Source organism: Thioalbus denitrificans (assembly GCF_003337735.1).
Taxonomy (GTDB): domain Bacteria; phylum Pseudomonadota; class Gammaproteobacteria; order DSM-26407; family DSM-26407; genus Thioalbus; species Thioalbus denitrificans.
Map to the genome: position 1 here is coordinate 626,784 of NZ_QPJY01000002.1, position 17,391 is coordinate 644,174.

A 17,391-nucleotide genomic window follows, 5' to 3' on the forward strand; every position below is an offset into this window, starting at 1 on the left:
CACCCGCCGGCAATCCCATCCCACCGCAGGAGCGCCATCCTGGCGCGACGGGCACGGCCCGGTCCAGGCATCGCGGCTGGAAGCCGCTCCTACGGGAGGGGGGTGAACAGGGCGGCCGGCGACCACCCGCCGGCAATCCCATCCCACCGCAGGAGCGCCATCCTGGCGCGACGGGCACGGCCCGGTCCAGGCATCGCGGCTGGAAGCCGCTCCTACGGGGGGGGTGAACAGGGCGGCCGGCGACCACCCGCCGGCAATCCCATCCCACCGCAGGAGCGCCATCCTGGCGCGACGGGCACGGCAGCCATTCCGGTGCGACACCCCCTCATCCGTAGGAGCGGCTTCCAGCCGCGAAGGGAATGCCCCGGCCTCACACCCCAGGCAACAGCGGGTAACGGCAATACCAGTGTGGATAGTCATCCAGCCTCTCCACCAAGCCGCTGCGTAGCGGATTGTTCAACACGTACTGTATGGCCCGGGTAAAACCATCTTCCGTGCGGATTGCCTGCTCATGATACTGCCGGGCCCATAAAGGCCCCTCCCGCTCAAGCACCCCGTTGATCCGGTTGGCGGAGAAGCTCTTTAAACTGTGCATGAGGTTTCCGAGTTCGGAATTGGCCAGTGTGGCGACGAAATGGACGTGGTCCGGCATGACCACAGCGGCGTCGAGTTGCATCCGTCCCTTGCCGTCCAGCCAGCCCAGGCACTCGAGCACGATGCCCGCGGCGCCCGGCTGCGCCAGGAAGGGCCGACGTCCCCGGGTCGTGGTGGTGATGAGATAGGGTTGTCGGGAAATCGGCACGCGCCCGCGCCGCAGCGCCGCGTGCCCCGGTCGTGGATTCATCATGGTTCCTCCATGAACCGCAAGTGGAAATCGCGCCGACTCCGGGCGCCGACTCATGATGCCACAAGGGATTCCGATACCCCCAACCCTGCAGCAGCGGCTTCCTGCCCTGCTGCCCAAATCAATGCTCAGCCCATCGCGGCCGGATGCCGCTCCTACCGGAGGGGGCACCACCCGCGCCCCGGTCCGGCGCCCCACCCCGTAATCCGCAAACCAGGCCAGCACACCCCCCACACCCCGCAGGAGCGGCTTCAGCCGCGAACCGCCGGCAGTATCACCGGGGCGGGGCTGGAATCTCCCACCCCAGTCGCCGCAGGCGCGCCAGATCCTCCGGCCGGTCCACGTCCCAGAGCGGCGGCAGCTCCCGCCAACGGACGCCCAGCGCCCGCAGCCGCTCACGGGTGCGCTCCATGACCTCCGGCCCGCTCCAGGGGATATCGCGAAAGGCATCCGGCAGCGGCCGCCGCAGCCCCACCAGCATGTAGCCGCCATCCTCCGCCGGATTGAAGACCGCCTCGACCTCCTCCAGCGCTCTGAACGCCTCCGCCAGCCGGCGGGCATCCAGCGCGGGACAGTCGCTGCCCACCAGGACGGCCCGGGCGCCGCTCTTGAGCACCCTGTCGAGCGCGTCGGCCATCCGCTCGCCCACATCCCGGCCCCGCTGCACCCGCAATACCGCCCCGTGGCGCCCGGCGCACGCGCGCAGGAACGGGTCGCTGTCGTCGGGCGCGCACCAGAGCTCCACCGGCCCGAGCCCGGCGGCGGCCGCGGTGCCGAGCGCATGCTCCACCAGCTGCCGATGCAGCCGCGCGGCCCCCTCCGGACCCAGCGCCGGGATCAGGCGGGTCTTCACCTGCCCGGGCACCGGGGCCTTGGCGAACACGAGAATGCGCCGCTCCGGCATCATCCCCTCCGCCCCGGATGGTAGACGCGCGCCAGCCAGGCGGCCGGCACCCCGAGCGCGAAGGCCAGGCGCAGGAGCCACATGAGGGCGATGGTGCGGAGAATGCCCCGCTGCTCCCAGCGGCGGCTGGAGGTCACCACGGGGGGACGGAGACAGGCCGGGCGGCCCAGTCGCTTCAACCGCCTGGAGACCGCCACATCCTCCATCAGGGGCAGCTCTGGAAAGCCGCCCACGGCGGCGAAGGCGGTGACGGTGCCGAAGATGGCCTGGTCGCCGGTGGCGATCCCGGTGAGCCGCGAGCGCAGGTTCATCAGCCGCTCCACCACCCGCAGCAACGGGCGCCGCCCCGACAGGCGCACGTCGAAACGGCCCCAGCAGGCGCCCGCCGCCAGCGCCGCCAGGACCCGGTCATCGGCGCCGGGCGGCAGGCGCGTGTCGGCGTGCAGGAACAGCAGCGCCTCGCCGCGGGCCGCCCGCAGGCCGGCGTTCATCTGCAGCGCGCGCCCCGGCGGGCTCCTCAGCACCCGGTCGGCCAGCGGCGCGGCCATCGTCGCGGTGGCGTCACGGCTACCGCCATCCACCACGATCACCTCGTGGCCGGCCGCGCGCAGCGGCTGCAGCGCACCCAGGGTGGGAACGATGGCAGCCGATTCGTCGAGCGCGGGCACGATGATGGAGAGGCGCATGGGCGTGTTCCGTGTTCCGTGTGGGATTGTCGTCCCGTCAACGTAAATGGGTAGGGTCGGATTCATCCGACCGGGCAGGGCCTCGAATCCCGGCGCCGTTGTGCAGATGAATCTGCACCTACGGAAGCGCAAACGCACTCGCGTAAAGTACACTATCGCTTTCGACCTTCCGCAGACTCATCAGGGACGATGACCATGCACTTTTCCCTACGACACCACGGCGCCGTGGACGGCGTCACCGGCTCCTGCCACGAGCTGGACCTGGGCCGGGACGGGCGGCTCCTCATCGACTGCGGCCTGTTCCAGGGCGCCGAGCGGGGAACGGACGGCGCCGGGTTCGATCGCCAGCGCGTCGAGTTCGACACCGGCGGCATCAAGGCCCTGCTCATCACCCACTGCCACCTGGATCACGTGGGCCGCCTGCCCTACCTCGTCGCCGCCGGCTTCCGCGGCCCCATCTTCTGCACCGAACCCACCGCCCGGCTGCTGCCGCTGGTGCTGGAGGACGCCCTGCGCATCGGCTTCACCCGTGATGCCGCCCTGGTGCGGCGATTCCTGGAGCTGGTCCGGGCGCGCCTGGTTCCAGTCCCCTACGACGCCCCCTTCAACCCCGCCGGAACGGCAGCCGTCACCGCCCGCTTCCGGCCCGCCGGCCACATCCTCGGGTCGGCCTACGTGGTGCTGAAGCCGGGCCGGGGGCGCAGCGGCCGCGAGGTGATCTTTTCCGGCGATCTGGGCGCACCCCATACCCCGCTGCTGTCCGCACCGGCCCCCGCCTACGGCTGCGAGGTGCTGGTGCTGGAATCCACCTACGGCGATCGCCGCCACGGTGACCGGGCCGCCCGCCGCGAAACGCTGCGAGCGGTCATCGAGCGCAGCCTCGAGGACGGCGGCCACGTGCTCATTCCCGCCTTCAGCATCGGCCGCACCCAGGAGCTGCTCTACGAGCTGGAGGGTATCATCCACCGCCACGGTGCGCGCACGACCGGCCGCCGGCCGCCCTGGCCGGAGCTCGAGATCGTGGTGGACTCGCCCCTCGCCGCCCGCTTCACCGAGGCCTACCGGGATCTGCGCCCCCACTGGGACGCCGAGGCCCGGCGCCGGGTCCGCGCCGGACGCCACCCCCTCGCCTTCGACCAGCTCACCACCGTCGACAGCCACGCCGACCACCTGCGGGCGGTGGAGCACCTGGCCCGGGGCGGGCGCCCCACCGTGGTCATCGCCGGCAGCGGCATGTGCACCGGCGGGCGCATCGTCGACTACCTCGAGGCCCTCATCGGCGAGCCGCGCACCGACATCCTCTTCGTCGGCTACCAGGCCGCCGGCACGCCCGGCAGGGACATCCAGCGCTACGGCCCCCGGGGCGGCTGGGTGGAGCTGGAAGGCAGGCGCCACACCATCCGCGCCGGCGTCCACACCCTGCCCGGCTACTCCGCCCACGCCGACCGCGACGACCTGGTCCGCTTCGTCCGGCGCATGCGCCGCAAGCCCGCCGAGATCCGGCTCGTGCACGGCGAGGCAGGCGCCAAGGCGGCCCTGGCGGACGGATTGCGCGAGGTCTGTCCCGGGGCGGAGATCCTGATTCCGGAAAGTTGAGTAGCGCTCGATCGCGGCGGGGGAGCCCCTCCCGACAGGTGCAGATTCATCTGCACACACCATCTTTCATCGTAGGAGCGGCTTCCAGCCGCGAATCGGCCCGCGCCCCCCACCACCGTAGGAGCGGCTTCCAGCCGCGAACGGAGCTGGCCACAACGCCCATCGCGCCAGGATGGCGCTCCTACGGGGGGGGTGCCCGGACCGGGGCCGTGCCCATCGCGCCAGGATGGCGCTCCTACGGGGGGTGCGCCCGGACCGGGGCCGTGCCCATCGCGCCAGGATGGCGCTCCTACGGGGGGGGTGCGCCCGGACCGGGGCCGTGCCCATCGCGCCAGGATGGCGCTCCTACGGGGTGGGGAACCGCCCACGCCCCGGTCCGGCACAACCCTCCACCCCCGAAGGTGCAGATTCATCTGCACAGACACCAGCGCCCGGCCGAAGCCTGTGGGAGGCCCGCCCCCGGGGCGATGGGGCATTGACCGAAACCTATAGGCTCACCAACACCCGGTCCGATCAAAGCCCCCCACACAAAATCCCGTCAATCCAGTAAATCCTGTCTATTCCCCTGTCCCCCTACCCCATCACCCCGTCGAGCGCCTCGCTCCAGGCGGCCAGCGCGGCTGTGCGCTCGAAGCGGGCTTCATGGAGGGCACGGGCGCGTTCCCCCATTTCCCGCCGGGCGTCCGGGTCGGTCATGAGCCCCGCCACGGCCGCCACGAAACCCTCGGTGTCCCCGGTTGCGACGGCCACGCCGCAGCGATGCTCGGCCAGCAGGCCGGGAATCTCTCCCTCCGTCGCGCCCAGGTAGACCACGGGGCGGCCGGCGGCCAGGGCGTCATAGAAGCCTCCGGGCATCATCAGGCCGTCGGACCCCGGCCGCTGCACCACCAGGTAGGCGTCGGGCACGCTGAGGCTCACGGCCAGGCGGTCGCGCGGCTGGTAGGGACGGAACTGGGCATTGGCCAGCCCGCGCCCGCGCAGCTCAGCCATCAGCTTGTCCCGGGCCCGGCCCACGCCCACGAACAGCGGCGTGAAGCTGCCACGGTTGCGCAGGGTGGCGGCGGCGTCGAGCAGGGTGGAGAAATCATCCAGCCGGTCGAGACGGCCACGGTGCCCGAGGACGAAGCGGCCCTCCATGCCCCACTCCCGGCGCAGGGGGTTCTCCGCCGCTGGCAGGGGCTGGACACTCTCGGCGCGGCACCAGTGGGGCAGCACCCGGATGCGGCCGGGGTCCATCCCCTCGCCGACGAGATAGGCCGCCATGCCCTCCCCGGGCACCAGGTTCAGCGCCGCCTTGCCCAGCGCGGCGTTGCGCTTGCGCCGCAGCCGGTTGCCGCCGTTGCGGCCGCGCCGGGTGTTCTCCAGCTCCGGTTCGATACCCTGCAGCCAGTTCACCACCCGGGCCCGGCTCAGCCGTCCCAGGAAACCGGCGGTCACCGTCGCCCGCACCGGGTCCGGCAGCGTCACCACCACGTCGCCGCGCTGGGAAATCCCGGACAGGAGGCGGGCGGCATTGATGCGGAAGAAGAAATTCCGGAGCTTGCGGCCCAGCGCGGTGTTGCGCCCGAGCTTCGGGGTCCAGACCCGGTCCACCCGCACGCCCTTGATGAGCTCGTAGGGCGGCAGGACCACCATCGGGTCGTCATCCCGGTAGCGGGCGGTGATGACGTTGACATGCCGTCCCCGCACCGAGAGGTGGAAGGCGAGATCGGTCAGCAGCTGGCTGTTTTCGGACTGATCGGGATGAAAAATGCGGTTGATGAAGATGATCCTGGCCATGGAGTTGCGTCAATCCTTGTTGTGTGGCTCTCGGTGTTCAGCCGGGCGTCGCGGCAATCCACCCCCGCAGGCGGTAGTAGCGGTAACCGAGGTACTCCTTCACCGCCACGCTCGATCGGTAGAGGCTCTTGGCATCGGGCAGGTAGTCGAGCAGCGTGGCGCTGGAAGCCTGGCTGGCCCGGTAGTCGGTCGCGGACGGGACAGCCTCGATGCCCACGGCCCGGAAAGCGCCCAGGGCGCGGGGCATGTGGAAAGCGGAGGTCACGAGCAGGACCCGATCCAGGCCCTCGCGCTCGAGCAGTTCCCGGGTGAGGATCGCGTTCTCGCGGGTGGTGCGGCTGCCGGGCTCGATGAGCACGGCCGTTTCCGGCACGCCCCACTCCATCAGCAACCCACGGATGGCCTCGGCCTCGCTGGCGACGCTGGCATCCCAGGGCAGGTTGCCGCCGCTGACCACGATCCGGGGAGCCTTCCCGGCCCGGTAGAGACGCGCGGCATGGAGCACGCGATCGGCGGCCTCGCCCAGGTCCGGCACCAGCCGCGGCGGCTGTACCCCCTCCAGCGCACCGCCGAGGATGACGATGGCGTCGGCCTGGGGAAGGCTCTCGACTGCCGCGGGCGGATTGCGCCACTCCAGACTGCCGAGCAGCCGGTCGGCCAGGTAGGGGGTGGAAAGCGGCCACAGGCCGCCCACGGCCAGCAGCAGGATGAAGAACGGCAGCGCCTGGCCGCGCCGCAGGAGCAGGAGCAGCAGCGTCAGCAACCCCAGCAGCAGGGCCGCGCCGAGGGGGAAGGCGAACACCGAGAGAATCTTGGTGAGATAGAGCTCCATGGTTAAACCGTTCCTGTCGTTGTCCCGGTTCCGCGCCGTTGGTCAGGAGCTGCGGCCGGCAATGAAGGGGTGTGACCTCCATCGCGGACTGCCCGCCCGCTATTCGCTAGCTTGAGATGTTGGGGTATTTTGCCATTAAACACCCCAGATTGTGTCTGAATTGTTTCTGAAAGGGTAATCTTCCGCCGAAACCGCCCCCGGCGGCCCGGCCAAAGCCTGTGGGAGGCCCGCCCCCGGGGCGATGGGGCCCTGGCCGGAGCCCCCTCCCCCCAGCCCCCTCCCGCAAGGGGAGGGGGAGCAAAGCATGCCGTGCCCCGGGCGTCTGCCTCAGGCTTTCTACTCCCTCCCCCTCAGGGGGAGGGTTGGGGAGGGGGTGAACCACATCCAGTCTCTACCACCCGCCACACATCCCGTGGGCACCCACGCCCAGCACAAACATCAATAAAAATCCCGTCAATCCTGAGAAATCCTGCCTATCACCAGAAAATCAATCGCCGCGAGGGCGCCCCTTCCTGTAGGTGCAGATTCATCTGCACACCCCGGCGGCCCGACCGAAGCCACCAGACAGAAATCCCGTCAATCCTGTAAATCCTGTCTATTCAAAACCAATCGCCGCGAAGGCGCCCCTCCCGTAGGTGCAGATTCATCTGCACACCCCGGCGGCCCGGCCAAAGCCTGTGGGAGGCCCGCCCCCGGGGCGATGTGACCAGGTCGGAGCCGGAGTGTCCGGCCTGCCACTGCCCCACCGAAGCCACCAGACCGAAATCCAGTCAATCCTGTAAATCCTGTCTATTCAGACAAAAAGAGATTCGCGGCGAGCTGTCGCGCGGAGAGGGTGATGCGGGAATTGGCGCCCCGGACACGATTCGAACGTGTGACCTGCCCCTTAGGAGGGGGCTGCTCTATCCAGCTGAGCTACCGGGGCTGAGAGCCGGTGGTGATACCCTGCGTCGGCATGGGCCCGGGAAACAACCGCCGACTGCAGCCGGCAGGCCCATCCCGAACCAGAATGCAAGCGGGGTGCTTGCGCGAGCAAGGAATCTTTCCGCAGGCCGCGAAGTTTACCAGTTCAGGGCAAGCGCTGGGGAGCCCCGTGGAGCCGAGACAAAAAAAAACCGGTCCTGGGCGGACCGGTTTCAAAGTACGTCTTGGGGGTAGATAAGCACGGTGCACGGCATAACCAAGCATCGTGCTAGGAATTATAACCTCCCCTGCCCGAATGTCAAACCGTTTTACTCAACTTCTTTTCCACAACGGCGAAGGCAAGAAAATCCCGGTTGTTCCGGTCAAAATCCATATACGCGTCACGAATCCCGACCGATTGCGGGGTTTGGAGCCCTGCAAAAAACGGTTAGTGTTGTGACAGCAGGAAACCGATACGAGGCCCGGACCGCATCCATGCTCGATACCCGTCCCTACCTGAGCGAAACCGACTTCCCGACCATTCGCCGCAAGGCCCTGGAACTTCTCCAGGTCAACCTCGGCTATCGCTGCAACCAGCGATGCCAGCACTGCCACGTCAACGCCGGCCCGAACCGGACCGAGGTGATGACCCGCGAGACCCTGGACCAGGTTCTCGAATACCTCGTCAGGTCCGGGGCGCACACCCTCGATCTGACCGGCGGAGCGCCTGAGCTCAACCCACATTTCCGCGACACGGTGCGCTTCGCCCGCGAGCGGGGTATCCGGGTCATCGATCGCTGCAACCTCACCATCCTCTCCGAGCCTGGCCAGGAGGACCTGGCGCGATTCCTCGCCGACCAGGGCGTCGAGGTGGTGGCCTCGCTGCCCTGCTACCTGGAGGAGAACGTGGACGGCCAGCGGGGCAGGGGCGTCTATCAGGGGAGCATCACCGGCCTGCGCAAGCTCAATGCCCTGGGTTACGGCCAGCCGGACAGCGGCCTGCTGCTCAACCTGGTCTACAATCCCACCGGCCCCTATCTCCCCCCGCCACAGGCCGACCTGGAGGCCGACTACAAGCGTGAATTGTCAGAACGTTATGGCGTTAAATTCAACCATCTTATGACAATCACGAACATGCCTATCGCCCGCTTCGGCAGCACCCTCCTCTCCCGGGGTCAGTTCGACGAGTACATGGTGCTGCTGCGTGACAGCCACCAGGATGCCAACCTGGCCTCGGTCATGTGCCGGAACCTCCTCAGCGTGGACTGGCGTGGCTACGTCTATGACTGCGATTTCAACCAGATGCTGCACCTTCCTGCAGGATTGGAGAAACATCCGCTGCACATCACTCAACTCCGCCGACGCACCCTGGAAGGCGCCCCCATCCGGGTGGGGGAACACTGCTACGGCTGCACCGCCGGCAACGGCAGCAGCTGCGGCGGCGCGCTGAGCTGAATTGTTCTTAGGAATGGACAGGATTTACAGGATTTCACAGGATTTTTTCCTCCGGGTTGAGGGGCTGAGGGTGCAGAGGGTTCAGGGGTTTTGGCCTGGGTTCCATCGCCCCGGGGGCGGGCCTTCCACAGGCTTCGATCGGGCCCCGGGCCCAAACCTTTATCCTTTATCCCTTATCCCCTCAAACCTCCACGACCACCAGTGGCACCGTGAGCTCCCGCTCCGAGATTCCGCCGTGCACCCCCACCAGGTCGTAGTGCCGTTCGCCGTACAGGTAATCGCGGATGGTCCAGTTGTCCTCCATGGCCAGGGCGTAGTGACCGATGCGATCCCGCAGCCGCGGGTGGGGCTCCCCCAGGCCGAACCACCCCTCCTCCAGCAGTGCCGCGCTCTCCAGCAGCCGCGCCCGGCCGGCGAACATCTCGCGCACGTAGGCCTCGAAGTCGGCCTCCGCCCCGGGGCGGACATAACAGTAGGCAAAACGCCGCTCACCGCACAGGGGCAGCTGCAGGCAGTCGGCCAGGCCGGGATGGTCGTCCAGGTCGATGGTGGACTCCGGCGCGGTGTCGATGAAGCCGTGATCGGCGCTGATCACCACCAGGGTGTCGGTGCCTGACAGCTGCGCCAGGAGCCCGCCGATGGCGTTTTCCAGCGCCGCCAGGTGGGCAGCCGCCTCGGGACTGGCGATGCCGTGCTCATGGGCCAGCCGGTCCAGCTCGGGCCAGTAGGCGTAGACATAGCGGCGCCCGGCGGCGGTCGTGGTAAGGCTGGCGCGGATGGCGTCGCAGAAGCTCTCCAGGCCGGTGAAGGGCACCCGCCGGGCACTTCCGGTGTGGGCGCGGTTGAAGTCCGACTCGATGATGTGGGCCGGCGCGATCGCCACGCTCTCGGGCGGCAGGCGGTCGAAAACGGGTGTGTGGCCGAAGAAGGCCCCCACGTCCATGCCCCCCTCCCCCAGCGGCGACCCGCCGTGACGGGGCCGGAAAGGCAGCACCGCCAGCACGTCGCCGAGCTCGCGGAAGTACATGTGCCAGCCGGTGAGACCGTGCTGCTGCGGCGCCTCGGCGGTCAGGTAGGTGGTGATGGCCGAGGCGGTGGTGGGGGGGAAGACCGAGGTCATGGGACCGCGCAGGTGCCGCTCCAGCACCCCCCCGGCGCCGGATCCCGTGAGCGTGTCGTAGCCCAGTCCGTCGATGACCAGCAGCAGCACCTGCCGCGCCGCGCCCACCTGTCCGGGCGGCAGCAGCCGCAGCGGCGCATAGTCCGTGGCGCCGCCCCCCAGACCTTCCACCAGGGAGGCCATGAGGTTGACGATACTGCCGCCATGGTAATCGGGCAGTGGCATGATGAAAGCACTCCGCGGAGGGACCGGTACTTAAAGTGCCACAGGGCGGGAACAGGTGGAACCTTCCGCCGACTGTCCGCCGCGAGGACGCGCCTCCCGTAGGTGCAGATTCATCTGCACACCCCGGCGGCCCGATCGAAGCCTGTGGGAGGCCCGCCCCCGGGGCGATGGGGGCATTGGCCGGAACCCATGGGCTCACCAACAGCTGGCCCCGCCCAAGGCCCCCACACAAGAATCCCGTCAATCCTGTAAATCCTGTCCATTCAAAACCAATCGCGGCGGGGGCGCCGCGCCCAAGCCCCGCGGCGGCCGGGTGTTGCATCCGGGACCCGTCGCCGGTGTACCATCCTGACGAGCTTTTTGCCCCGGATATCGCCGTAAACACCGTCGGCGGGATCCCGATGATCGGCAGAAATGGCAGCCACCGCACAGGCAGCGTACCCATGACCGATCCCGTCCAGTGCGAATTCATCAGCTGGAACCGCTGCGCCGGGCTCGGCCTGCGGCTGGCCCGGCGGGTGGTGGAATCAGGCTACCGCCCGACGCTCATCGTGGCGGTGGGCCGCGGGGGCTGGATGCCCGCCCGCATCCTCTCCGACCGCCTCGGACAGATGAACCTCGCCAGCGTGAAGATCGAGCACTACCGTGCCGCCCACAAGGCGCCGGAAACCATCATCCGCTATCCCCTCCCCGCGACCGTGGACGGCGAGCGGATCCTGCTGGTGGACGACGTGAGCGACAGCGGCGACACCTTCGTGGCGGCGCTCGCCCATCTCAGGAGCCGGGGCGAGCCGCAGGCGGTGCGGACCGCCGTGCTCCACCACAAGACCGTCTCCCGCCACACCCCGGACTACTTCGCCGCCCGGGTGGTGAAGTGGCGCTGGATCATCTACCCCTGGGCCGTCACCGAGGATCTCGTCACCCTGCTGCGGGAGGCTGGCGCCGATCCCGACGATCCGGCCCGGGCGGGAGAAATCCTCCGCCGACGCCACGGCCTGCGCATCCCGCGGGCACTGCTGGCGGAGGTGCTGACAGCCCTGCGGGAAGGGGTGTGGAAATAGCCCGGCGGCCCGAACGAAGCCTGTGGGAGGCCCGCCCCCGGGGCGATGGGGCATTGGCCGGAACCCATGGGCTCACCAACACCTGGCCCCGCCCAAGGCCCCCCACACAGAATCCCGTCCATCCTGTCCTTTCAAAACCAATCGCCGCGAGGGCGCGCCTCCCGTAGGTGCAGATTCATCTGCACACCCCCGGCGGCCCGACCAAAGCCTGTGGGAGGCCCGCCCCCGGGGCGATGGGGCATTGGCCGGAGCCTATGGGCTCACCAACACCTAGCCCCGCCCAAAGCCCCACACACAGAATCCCGTCAATCCTGTAAATCCTGTCCATTACTAAAACCGCGACGGCCCGGCCCACTGGCTCCCCCCCTTTCCTGTCCCTTTCCCTCCCCACCTGCTATGAAACTATTCATATGCGGAGACCCTGCATGCGCCAGACAAGGACCCTGCCATGACCACCGAAGCCGACCCCATCGAGGGCACCTGGTACGAGAGTCCTCTCAAGAGCCGCCCCTTCCAGGTGGTGGCGGTGGACGAGGCGGCGGCGATCGTGGCCATCCAGTACCACGACGGCGAACTGGAGCCGCTGGATCTGGAGGCCTGGTACGAACTGGACCTCGAACCCATCGAGCCGCCGGAGGACTGGACCGGACCCCTCGATGATGTGGAGCTGGACGATCTCGAGCTCACCGACAGCCAGATGAGCGATGAGGACTGGCTCGAGCCCGTGGGCGAGCATGCCCGCCCCCGCGGCAACGGCGCCGAGCCGCCCGAGGAGGAGGAGCTCGACGACTGGGGGGAAGGGCGCCCGGAGGAAGAGCCGCTGGACGAGGACCGCTATTGAGCAGCGATCCGGGCATCGCGGCTGGAAGCCGCTCCTGCGGGGGTGGGCGTGACCAGGGTGAACCACCACAAGCGGCCAACCTCCCCCCCACCGTAGGAGCGCCATCCTGGCGCGATGGGCACGGCCCCATCCGAAAATCGCGGCTGGAAGCCGCTCCTGCGGGGTGGGCGTGACCAGGGTGAACCACCACAAGCGGCCAACCTCCCCCCCCCACCGTAGGAGCGCCATCCTGGCGCGATGGGCACGGCCCCATCCGAAAATCCCGGCTGGAAGCCGCTCCTGCGGGGGTGGGCGTGACCAGGGTGAACCACCACAAGCGGCCAACCTCCCCCCCCCACCGTAGGAGCGCCATCCTGGCGCGATGGGCACGGCCCCATCCGAAAATCGCGGCTGGAAGCCGCTCCTGCGGGGGTGGGCGTGACCAGGGTGAACCACCACAAGCGGCCGACCTCCCCCCCCACCGTAGGAGCGCCATCCTGGCGCGATGGGCACGGCCCCATCCGAAAATCGCGGCTGGAAGCCGCTCCTGCGGGGGTGGGCGTGACCAGGGTGAACCACCACAAGCGGCCAACCTCCCCCCCCACCGTAGGAGCGCCATCCTGGCGCGATGGGCACGGCCCCATCCGAAAATCGCGGCTGGAAGCCGCTCCTGCGGGAGTGGGCGTGACCAGGGTGAACCACCACAAGCGGCCAACCTCCCCCCCCACCGTAGGAGCGCCATCCTGGCGCGATGGGCACGGCCCCATCCGAAAATCCCGGCTGGAACCCGCTCCTGCGGGGAGGGGGCCCGGGTCCACATCATATGCCCCGCGGACAAACCATGACCCCTCTCGCAGTTTTTTGATATTTCTTCTGTTACCGTCGGCCCGAGCGTTCGCCGGACACCCAGCAGGAACCGGCGACAAGCGTCTAAAGAAGAACAACAAATAGACCTGAAGGGGATGCCGGGATGGCACCAAGACCCGCAGCCGGCCTGCCCAGCGTCGGACTCGAGCCCATCGACGCCGAGCACGCCCAGGCCGTCGAGCTGATGGACCGCGTCAGGCAGGCCCTGGAGCACACGCCCGACCGTGTGCAGGAACACCTGTGCCGTCTCACCGGTTTCCTGCTGTCCCACTTCCAGCGCGAGGAGCTGCTGATGCGCGAGCACGGCTTCTTCGCCTTCCCCCTCCACAAGGCCGAGCACCTGCGCGTGCTGGAGGGGCTGGAGCGGGCCCGCGGCCAACTGGAGCGGGGCGATGTGGAAACCGCCCGCGGCTACCTGCAGGAAACCCTCCCGGAATGGTTCCACAATCACATCCTGACCATGGACCGGGTGACCGGCCGATGCCTGCTGGAAGCCATCGGGTGAGGAAGCGCCGGGCATCGCCACCGGACCCACCCGGCGCGGGCCCTGACCGCCGCCGCAACCGCGTCCGCTCCCGCGCCCATCCCGCCGCACCGCCCTATGCCTCCCGCTGACCGGATACCCGGACCGAAACCCCGCAAGCTGCCCCGGGCCACCACCATGGTGCTGCTCTGGACCCTGGCCGTCGCCGTCTCGCTGGCCTGGAACACGACCCAGGTCCGGCAGTCGGCCCAGGAGCAGGCCCGCAGCAGCGCCCGCGCCTCCATCGACAAGGACATCAACTACCGCGGCCTGATTGCCGACCTGGGGGGTGTCTACGCCCGGATCGATGCCGGAGTGGAGCCGAACCCCTTCCTGGCCCATGTCCCGGGGCGCGACGTGGTCACCACCGGGGGCGCCCGGCTGACCCTGCTGAACAGCTCCTACTTCATGCGGCTGATCCACGACCGCGAGTTGCACATCGCCAGCCCCGGCCTGCGCGGCCACGCCACCAGCCTCCATCCCCTGCGCGCCGCCAACGCCCCGGACCCCTGGGAGCGGGCCGGGCTGGAGGCCTTCGCCCAGGGCGCCCGGGAGTGGAGCGGCGTGGAGGAGAGCCCGGACGGGTCGGTCTTCCGGCTGATGCGCCCGCGCCTCACCACGACCGCCTGCCTGGAGTGCCACGGGCACCAGGGCTACCGGGAGGGGGACGTGCTCGGCGGCATCAGCGTCACCGTGCCACTCGAGCCCCTCTACGCCCAGGCGCGGGAGCGCACCCTCGTGTTCGGCCTGGGCCATGGCTTCCTGTGGCTGCTGGGCATCGGCGGCCTCACCCTCGGCTACCGCATCCTGACCGGCAAGGAGGAGGACCTGACCCGGGCGGCCTTCTACGACCCGCTGACCGGGCTGCCCAACCGCACCCTGTTCATGGACCGGCTGGAGCAGGCCCTGCTGCGCGCCCAGCGCCACAATGAGCGCGGCGCGCTGTTCTACCTGGATCTCGACCGCTTCAAGCACATCAACGACTCGCTCGGACACAGCATCGGCGACGGCCTGCTGCGCCAGGTGGCCACCGCCCTGCGCGGACTGCTGCGGGAGGAGGACACGGTGGCCCGGCTGGGCGGGGACGAGTTCGTGGTGCTGCTGACCGGCCTGGGCTCCGACCCCGACGCCGCCTTCCTCCATACCCAGACCCTGGCGACGAAGCTGCTCCAGCACCTCTGCCGCCGCTACCCCGTGGACGGACACGAGCTGTACGTCTCCATCAGCGTGGGCATCACCCTCTTCCCCGAGAACGCCCACACCAGCCAGGACCTGCTCAAGCAGGCCGACGCGGCCATGTACGAGGCCAAGGACCGGGGCGGCAACGCCTTCCACTTCTACGTGCCGAGCCTGCAGGCGGCGGCCGACCTGCGCCTGCAGATGGAGAACGATCTGCGCTCGGCGCTGGAGAACGGCGAACTGGTCCTCTACTACCAGCCCCAGGTGGACAGCGAGCGGAACCAGGTGCTGGGCGCCGAGGCCCTGCTGCGCTGGGAGCATCCCGGCCACGGCCTCACCCACCCGGACGATTTCATCCACATCGCCGAGGAGACCGGTCTCATCCTGGCCATCGGCGAATGGGTGATACGGGAGGCCTGCCGCCAGATCCGGGCCTGGGATGGGGAGTCCAGCCGCCGGCCCCTGCCCCAGGTCTCCGTCAACGTCAGTCCGCGCCAGTTCCGTCAGCCCGACTTCGTGCAGCGGGTGAAGGGCATCCTCGCGGAGACCGGCGTCAGCCCCGGGCGCATCGTGCTGGAGCTCACCGAGCGGATCCTGCTGGAGGACATGGAGGGAGCCGCGGAGCGCATCCGCGAGCTCCAGGCCATCGGCGCCCGCTTCTGCATCGACGACTTCGGGATGGGCTACTCGTCGCTGGCCTACCTGAAGAACCTGCCCGTGGAGGCGCTCAAGATCGACCGCTCATTCGTTCGGGACATCCCCACTGACCCCAACGACGTGGCCATCGTCGAGACCATCATCGCCATGGCCTGGCGCTTCGGGCTGAAAGTCATCGCCGAGGGCGTGGAAACCGAGGAGCAGCTCCACTTCCTCGCCGCCCGCGGCTGCGACGCCTACCAGGGCCACCTCCACAGCCACGCCATGCCGGCCGTGGAGTTCGAGCGCCACCTGGGCTGACCCAATCCGCCCCACCCCCGCAGGCGGCTTCCAGGCGCGACCCACGCCAACCCACCGCCAGTGCGCCACAATCCCGCACCTGCACCTCCCCACGGTGCGCGCGGCGCACCCTACGACCGATGCCGGGGGCGCCCCACCCCGTAGGTGCAGATTCATCTGCACACCCCGGCGGCCCGACCAAAGCCTGTGGGAGGCCCGCCCCCGGAGCGATGGGGCCCATTACGAAGCCTCCAACAGACGGACCGTCACCCGATTCCCCGAAGCCACCAGGCAAAATCCCGTCAATCCTGTCCATTCGGACCCACAAACGAAAAAGGGCCAGGCATCGCTGCCTGACCCTTTCGCTGAAACTGCTGGAAATCCTGGTGGAGCCGAGGGGGATCGAACCCCTGACCTTCGCATTGCGAACGCGACGCTCTCCCAGCTGAGCTACGGCCCCAATGGAGCGCGTATTTTACACAGCGGCCAGGGGCAATGCTAGAGCCGGCAGGCCCGAATGAACCACCCCCCGCCCAACCCCTGGACGCCACAATGCCGCGCCTTCAAATCCCCTTCGCAGTGCCACCGGGGCCCGACCGAAGCCTGTGGGAGGCCCGCCCCCGGGGCGATGGGGCACTGGCCGGAACCCATGAACCCTCATACGACAGCAACCCTTCAACCCTGGGGAAAAAGTCCTGTCAATCCTGTCCAATCAAACCAGCCGCGGTGGCCTACGCCGCCAGTTCGATCCGCAAGCGTCGACCCAGGGCCTGCACGGCCTCGGCCAGCCGCGGCAGCTTCGAATGGTAATGAGGGTCCAGCAGCCTTCGCACGACTTTCTCGTCCACACCAAGACGACGAGCCAGTTCCACCTTGGACACCTTCGCCTCTCGAATTGCCACGTACAAGGCCGCCTTGGCCACCATCTCCGTGGCCGGCGCCACCAGATACTCACCCTCCTGCGACCCAGAGGGTGACGGGAAGTCCAACCCGTCATCAATGCGAGCTGCGAAAGCCTCCCCCATCGCATCGGCTGCCTGTGCCAACGCATCGTGACGGTCATCACCCTGGGTGATCACCTCGGGCAAATCCCGGCACGACACAACAAACCCGCCTTCCTCAGCTGGCATCAACAAAACCGGATACTCGAACGCCCTCATGTGTATCCCCTGCTAGAACAATTCGTCTTCCTGCAAGCCAAGCTGCTTCAACATGGCGTAATAGGTGCCACGCTTCAGCTCATCCCTGGGATTCCGCACAATGGTGTAGCGATCGCATAGTAAAGGGTCTGATGACTTCCCTTCCCACGCTTGGCATCCACACGCACGTCAACACCACGACGCCTGGCCAATCCCTTGACCAGTTTGATGAATTCGCTTCCCTTCATGACTACGAGTATCGGACACATATGTCCGTATTTCAAACGCGATCCCTCCCCCTCAGGGGGAGTGCCGGGGTGGGGGTGACCGGCGGCCGGACCCGGCGCGGCGCTCAGCCGCGAGCCCGGCGCCGAACCCCCTCCCCCCTGCCCCCTCCCGCAAGGAGAGGGGGAGACAAGGACACCGCTCCTGCAGCCGGGGAGGGTTTCCGGAGAGACATCCCCATCCTCCCGCACCCTTCTTCGCGGCGAGGGCGCCCTCGCCGTAGGTGCAGATTCATCT

Annotated in this window: 13 protein-coding genes and 2 tRNA genes; 6 read left to right on the forward strand and 9 right to left on the reverse strand. The window is 68.6% G+C overall.

The window, feature by feature from the left end:
- Window positions 1-370: 370 nt before the first annotated feature.
- The 3 genes from DFQ59_RS07460 to DFQ59_RS07470 form a co-directional block, all read right to left on the reverse strand.
- Window positions 371-844, reverse strand: coding sequence for an REP-associated tyrosine transposase (locus tag DFQ59_RS07460; protein ID WP_211314815.1), 474 nt, complete (start codon window positions 842-844; stop codon window positions 371-373).
- Window positions 845-1,118: 274 nt separating this feature from the next.
- Window positions 1,119-1,748: a TIGR04282 family arsenosugar biosynthesis glycosyltransferase gene (locus DFQ59_RS07465; RefSeq protein WP_211314816.1), complete on the reverse strand. Its 630-nt coding sequence runs from the start codon at window positions 1,746-1,748 to the stop codon at window positions 1,119-1,121.
- A complete protein-coding gene (locus DFQ59_RS07470) occupies window positions 1,748-2,434 on the reverse strand; it encodes a TIGR04283 family arsenosugar biosynthesis glycosyltransferase (RefSeq protein WP_114279039.1) in 687 nt (228 codons plus the stop codon). Before DFQ59_RS07470 ends, DFQ59_RS07465 begins: the two co-directional genes overlap by 1 nt.
- Before the next feature lie 195 nt (window positions 2,435-2,629).
- Here DFQ59_RS07470 and DFQ59_RS07475 point away from each other — a divergent pair, with 195 nt between their 5' ends.
- Complete coding sequence (locus DFQ59_RS07475) at window positions 2,630-4,030, forward strand: MBL fold metallo-hydrolase RNA specificity domain-containing protein (protein ID WP_425451004.1); 1,401 nt, start codon at window positions 2,630-2,632, stop codon at window positions 4,028-4,030.
- Between the two features lie 573 nt (window positions 4,031-4,603).
- Here the strand turns inward: DFQ59_RS07475 and DFQ59_RS07480 are convergent.
- The 3 genes from DFQ59_RS07480 to DFQ59_RS07490 all read right to left on the reverse strand — a co-directional run bounded on the left by DFQ59_RS07480 (window position 4,604) and on the right by DFQ59_RS07490 (window position 7,566).
- Entirely contained in the window at window positions 4,604-5,809 is a 1,206-nt protein-coding gene (locus DFQ59_RS07480; protein ID WP_114279041.1) for a glycosyltransferase family 4 protein, read from the reverse strand.
- 37 nt (window positions 5,810-5,846) lie between these two features.
- Window positions 5,847-6,641 (reverse strand): YdcF family protein, encoded by a 795-nt coding sequence (locus DFQ59_RS07485; RefSeq protein WP_114279042.1) that lies wholly within the window; start codon window positions 6,639-6,641, stop codon window positions 5,847-5,849.
- A gap of 848 nt (window positions 6,642-7,489) precedes the next feature.
- A tRNA-Arg gene (locus DFQ59_RS07490) sits at window positions 7,490-7,566 on the reverse strand.
- 473 nt (window positions 7,567-8,039) lie between these two features.
- Between DFQ59_RS07490 and arsS the strand changes: the two genes are divergently transcribed.
- Window positions 8,040-8,999, forward strand: a complete 960-nt coding sequence (arsS, locus tag DFQ59_RS07495) for an arsenosugar biosynthesis radical SAM (seleno)protein ArsS (RefSeq protein ID WP_114279043.1) — start codon at window positions 8,040-8,042, stop codon at window positions 8,997-8,999.
- A gap of 181 nt (window positions 9,000-9,180) precedes the next feature.
- Here arsS and DFQ59_RS07500 read toward each other — a convergent pair whose 3' ends face one another.
- A complete protein-coding gene (locus tag DFQ59_RS07500) occupies window positions 9,181-10,344 on the reverse strand; it encodes an alkaline phosphatase family protein (protein WP_114279044.1) in 1,164 nt (387 codons plus the stop codon).
- 443 nt (window positions 10,345-10,787) lie between these two features.
- On the opposite strand from DFQ59_RS07500, the gene DFQ59_RS07505 reads away from it, so the two are divergent.
- From DFQ59_RS07505 to DFQ59_RS07520, 4 genes are all read left to right on the forward strand, one after another.
- Window positions 10,788-11,405: a phosphoribosyltransferase gene (locus tag DFQ59_RS07505; RefSeq protein ID WP_170142074.1), complete on the forward strand. Its 618-nt coding sequence runs from the start codon at window positions 10,788-10,790 to the stop codon at window positions 11,403-11,405.
- Window positions 11,406-11,853: 448 nt separating this feature from the next.
- Window positions 11,854-12,246, forward strand: coding sequence for a DUF6763 family protein (locus tag DFQ59_RS07510; RefSeq protein ID WP_114279046.1), 393 nt, complete (start codon window positions 11,854-11,856; stop codon window positions 12,244-12,246).
- Window positions 12,247-13,195: 949 nt separating this feature from the next.
- Complete coding sequence (locus DFQ59_RS07515) at window positions 13,196-13,597, forward strand: bacteriohemerythrin (RefSeq protein ID WP_114279047.1); 402 nt, start codon at window positions 13,196-13,198, stop codon at window positions 13,595-13,597.
- Between the two features lie 96 nt (window positions 13,598-13,693).
- Window positions 13,694-15,751 (forward strand): putative bifunctional diguanylate cyclase/phosphodiesterase, encoded by a 2,058-nt coding sequence (locus DFQ59_RS07520; RefSeq protein WP_114279048.1) that lies wholly within the window; start codon window positions 13,694-13,696, stop codon window positions 15,749-15,751.
- A gap of 363 nt (window positions 15,752-16,114) precedes the next feature.
- On the opposite strand, the gene DFQ59_RS07525 is transcribed toward DFQ59_RS07520, so the two are convergent.
- Together DFQ59_RS07525 and DFQ59_RS07530 are read right to left on the reverse strand one after the other, a co-directional pair.
- Window positions 16,115-16,190, reverse strand: a tRNA-Ala gene (locus DFQ59_RS07525).
- A gap of 271 nt (window positions 16,191-16,461) precedes the next feature.
- Window positions 16,462-16,890, reverse strand: coding sequence for a type II toxin-antitoxin system HicB family antitoxin (locus tag DFQ59_RS07530; RefSeq protein ID WP_114279049.1), 429 nt, complete (start codon window positions 16,888-16,890; stop codon window positions 16,462-16,464).
- Window positions 16,891-17,391 lie beyond the last annotated feature (501 nt).

Coding starts and splice junctions, on each gene's coding strand:
- DFQ59_RS07460 (WP_211314815.1), bottom strand. CDS start 844: ATGAATCCACGACCGGGGCACGCGGCGCTGCGGCGCGGGCGCGTGCCG.
- DFQ59_RS07485 (WP_114279042.1), bottom strand. CDS start 6,641: ATGGAGCTCTATCTCACCAAGATTCTCTCGGTGTTCGCCTTCCCCCTC.
- DFQ59_RS07510 (WP_114279046.1), top strand. CDS start 11,854: ATGACCACCGAAGCCGACCCCATCGAGGGCACCTGGTACGAGAGTCCT.
- DFQ59_RS07515 (WP_114279047.1), top strand. CDS start 13,196: ATGGCACCAAGACCCGCAGCCGGCCTGCCCAGCGTCGGACTCGAGCCC.
- DFQ59_RS07520 (WP_114279048.1), top strand. CDS start 13,694: ATGCCTCCCGCTGACCGGATACCCGGACCGAAACCCCGCAAGCTGCCC.
- DFQ59_RS07505 (WP_170142074.1), top strand. CDS start 10,788: ATGACCGATCCCGTCCAGTGCGAATTCATCAGCTGGAACCGCTGCGCC.
- DFQ59_RS07470 (WP_114279039.1), bottom strand. CDS start 2,434: ATGCGCCTCTCCATCATCGTGCCCGCGCTCGACGAATCGGCTGCCATC.
- arsS (WP_114279043.1), top strand. CDS start 8,040: ATGCTCGATACCCGTCCCTACCTGAGCGAAACCGACTTCCCGACCATT.
- DFQ59_RS07480 (WP_114279041.1), bottom strand. CDS start 5,809: ATGGCCAGGATCATCTTCATCAACCGCATTTTTCATCCCGATCAGTCC.
- DFQ59_RS07500 (WP_114279044.1), bottom strand. CDS start 10,344: ATGCCACTGCCCGATTACCATGGCGGCAGTATCGTCAACCTCATGGCC.
- DFQ59_RS07475 (WP_425451004.1), top strand. CDS start 2,630: ATGCACTTTTCCCTACGACACCACGGCGCCGTGGACGGCGTCACCGGC.
- DFQ59_RS07530 (WP_114279049.1), bottom strand. CDS start 16,890: ATGAGGGCGTTCGAGTATCCGGTTTTGTTGATGCCAGCTGAGGAAGGC.
- DFQ59_RS07465 (WP_211314816.1), bottom strand. CDS start 1,748: ATGCCGGAGCGGCGCATTCTCGTGTTCGCCAAGGCCCCGGTGCCCGGG.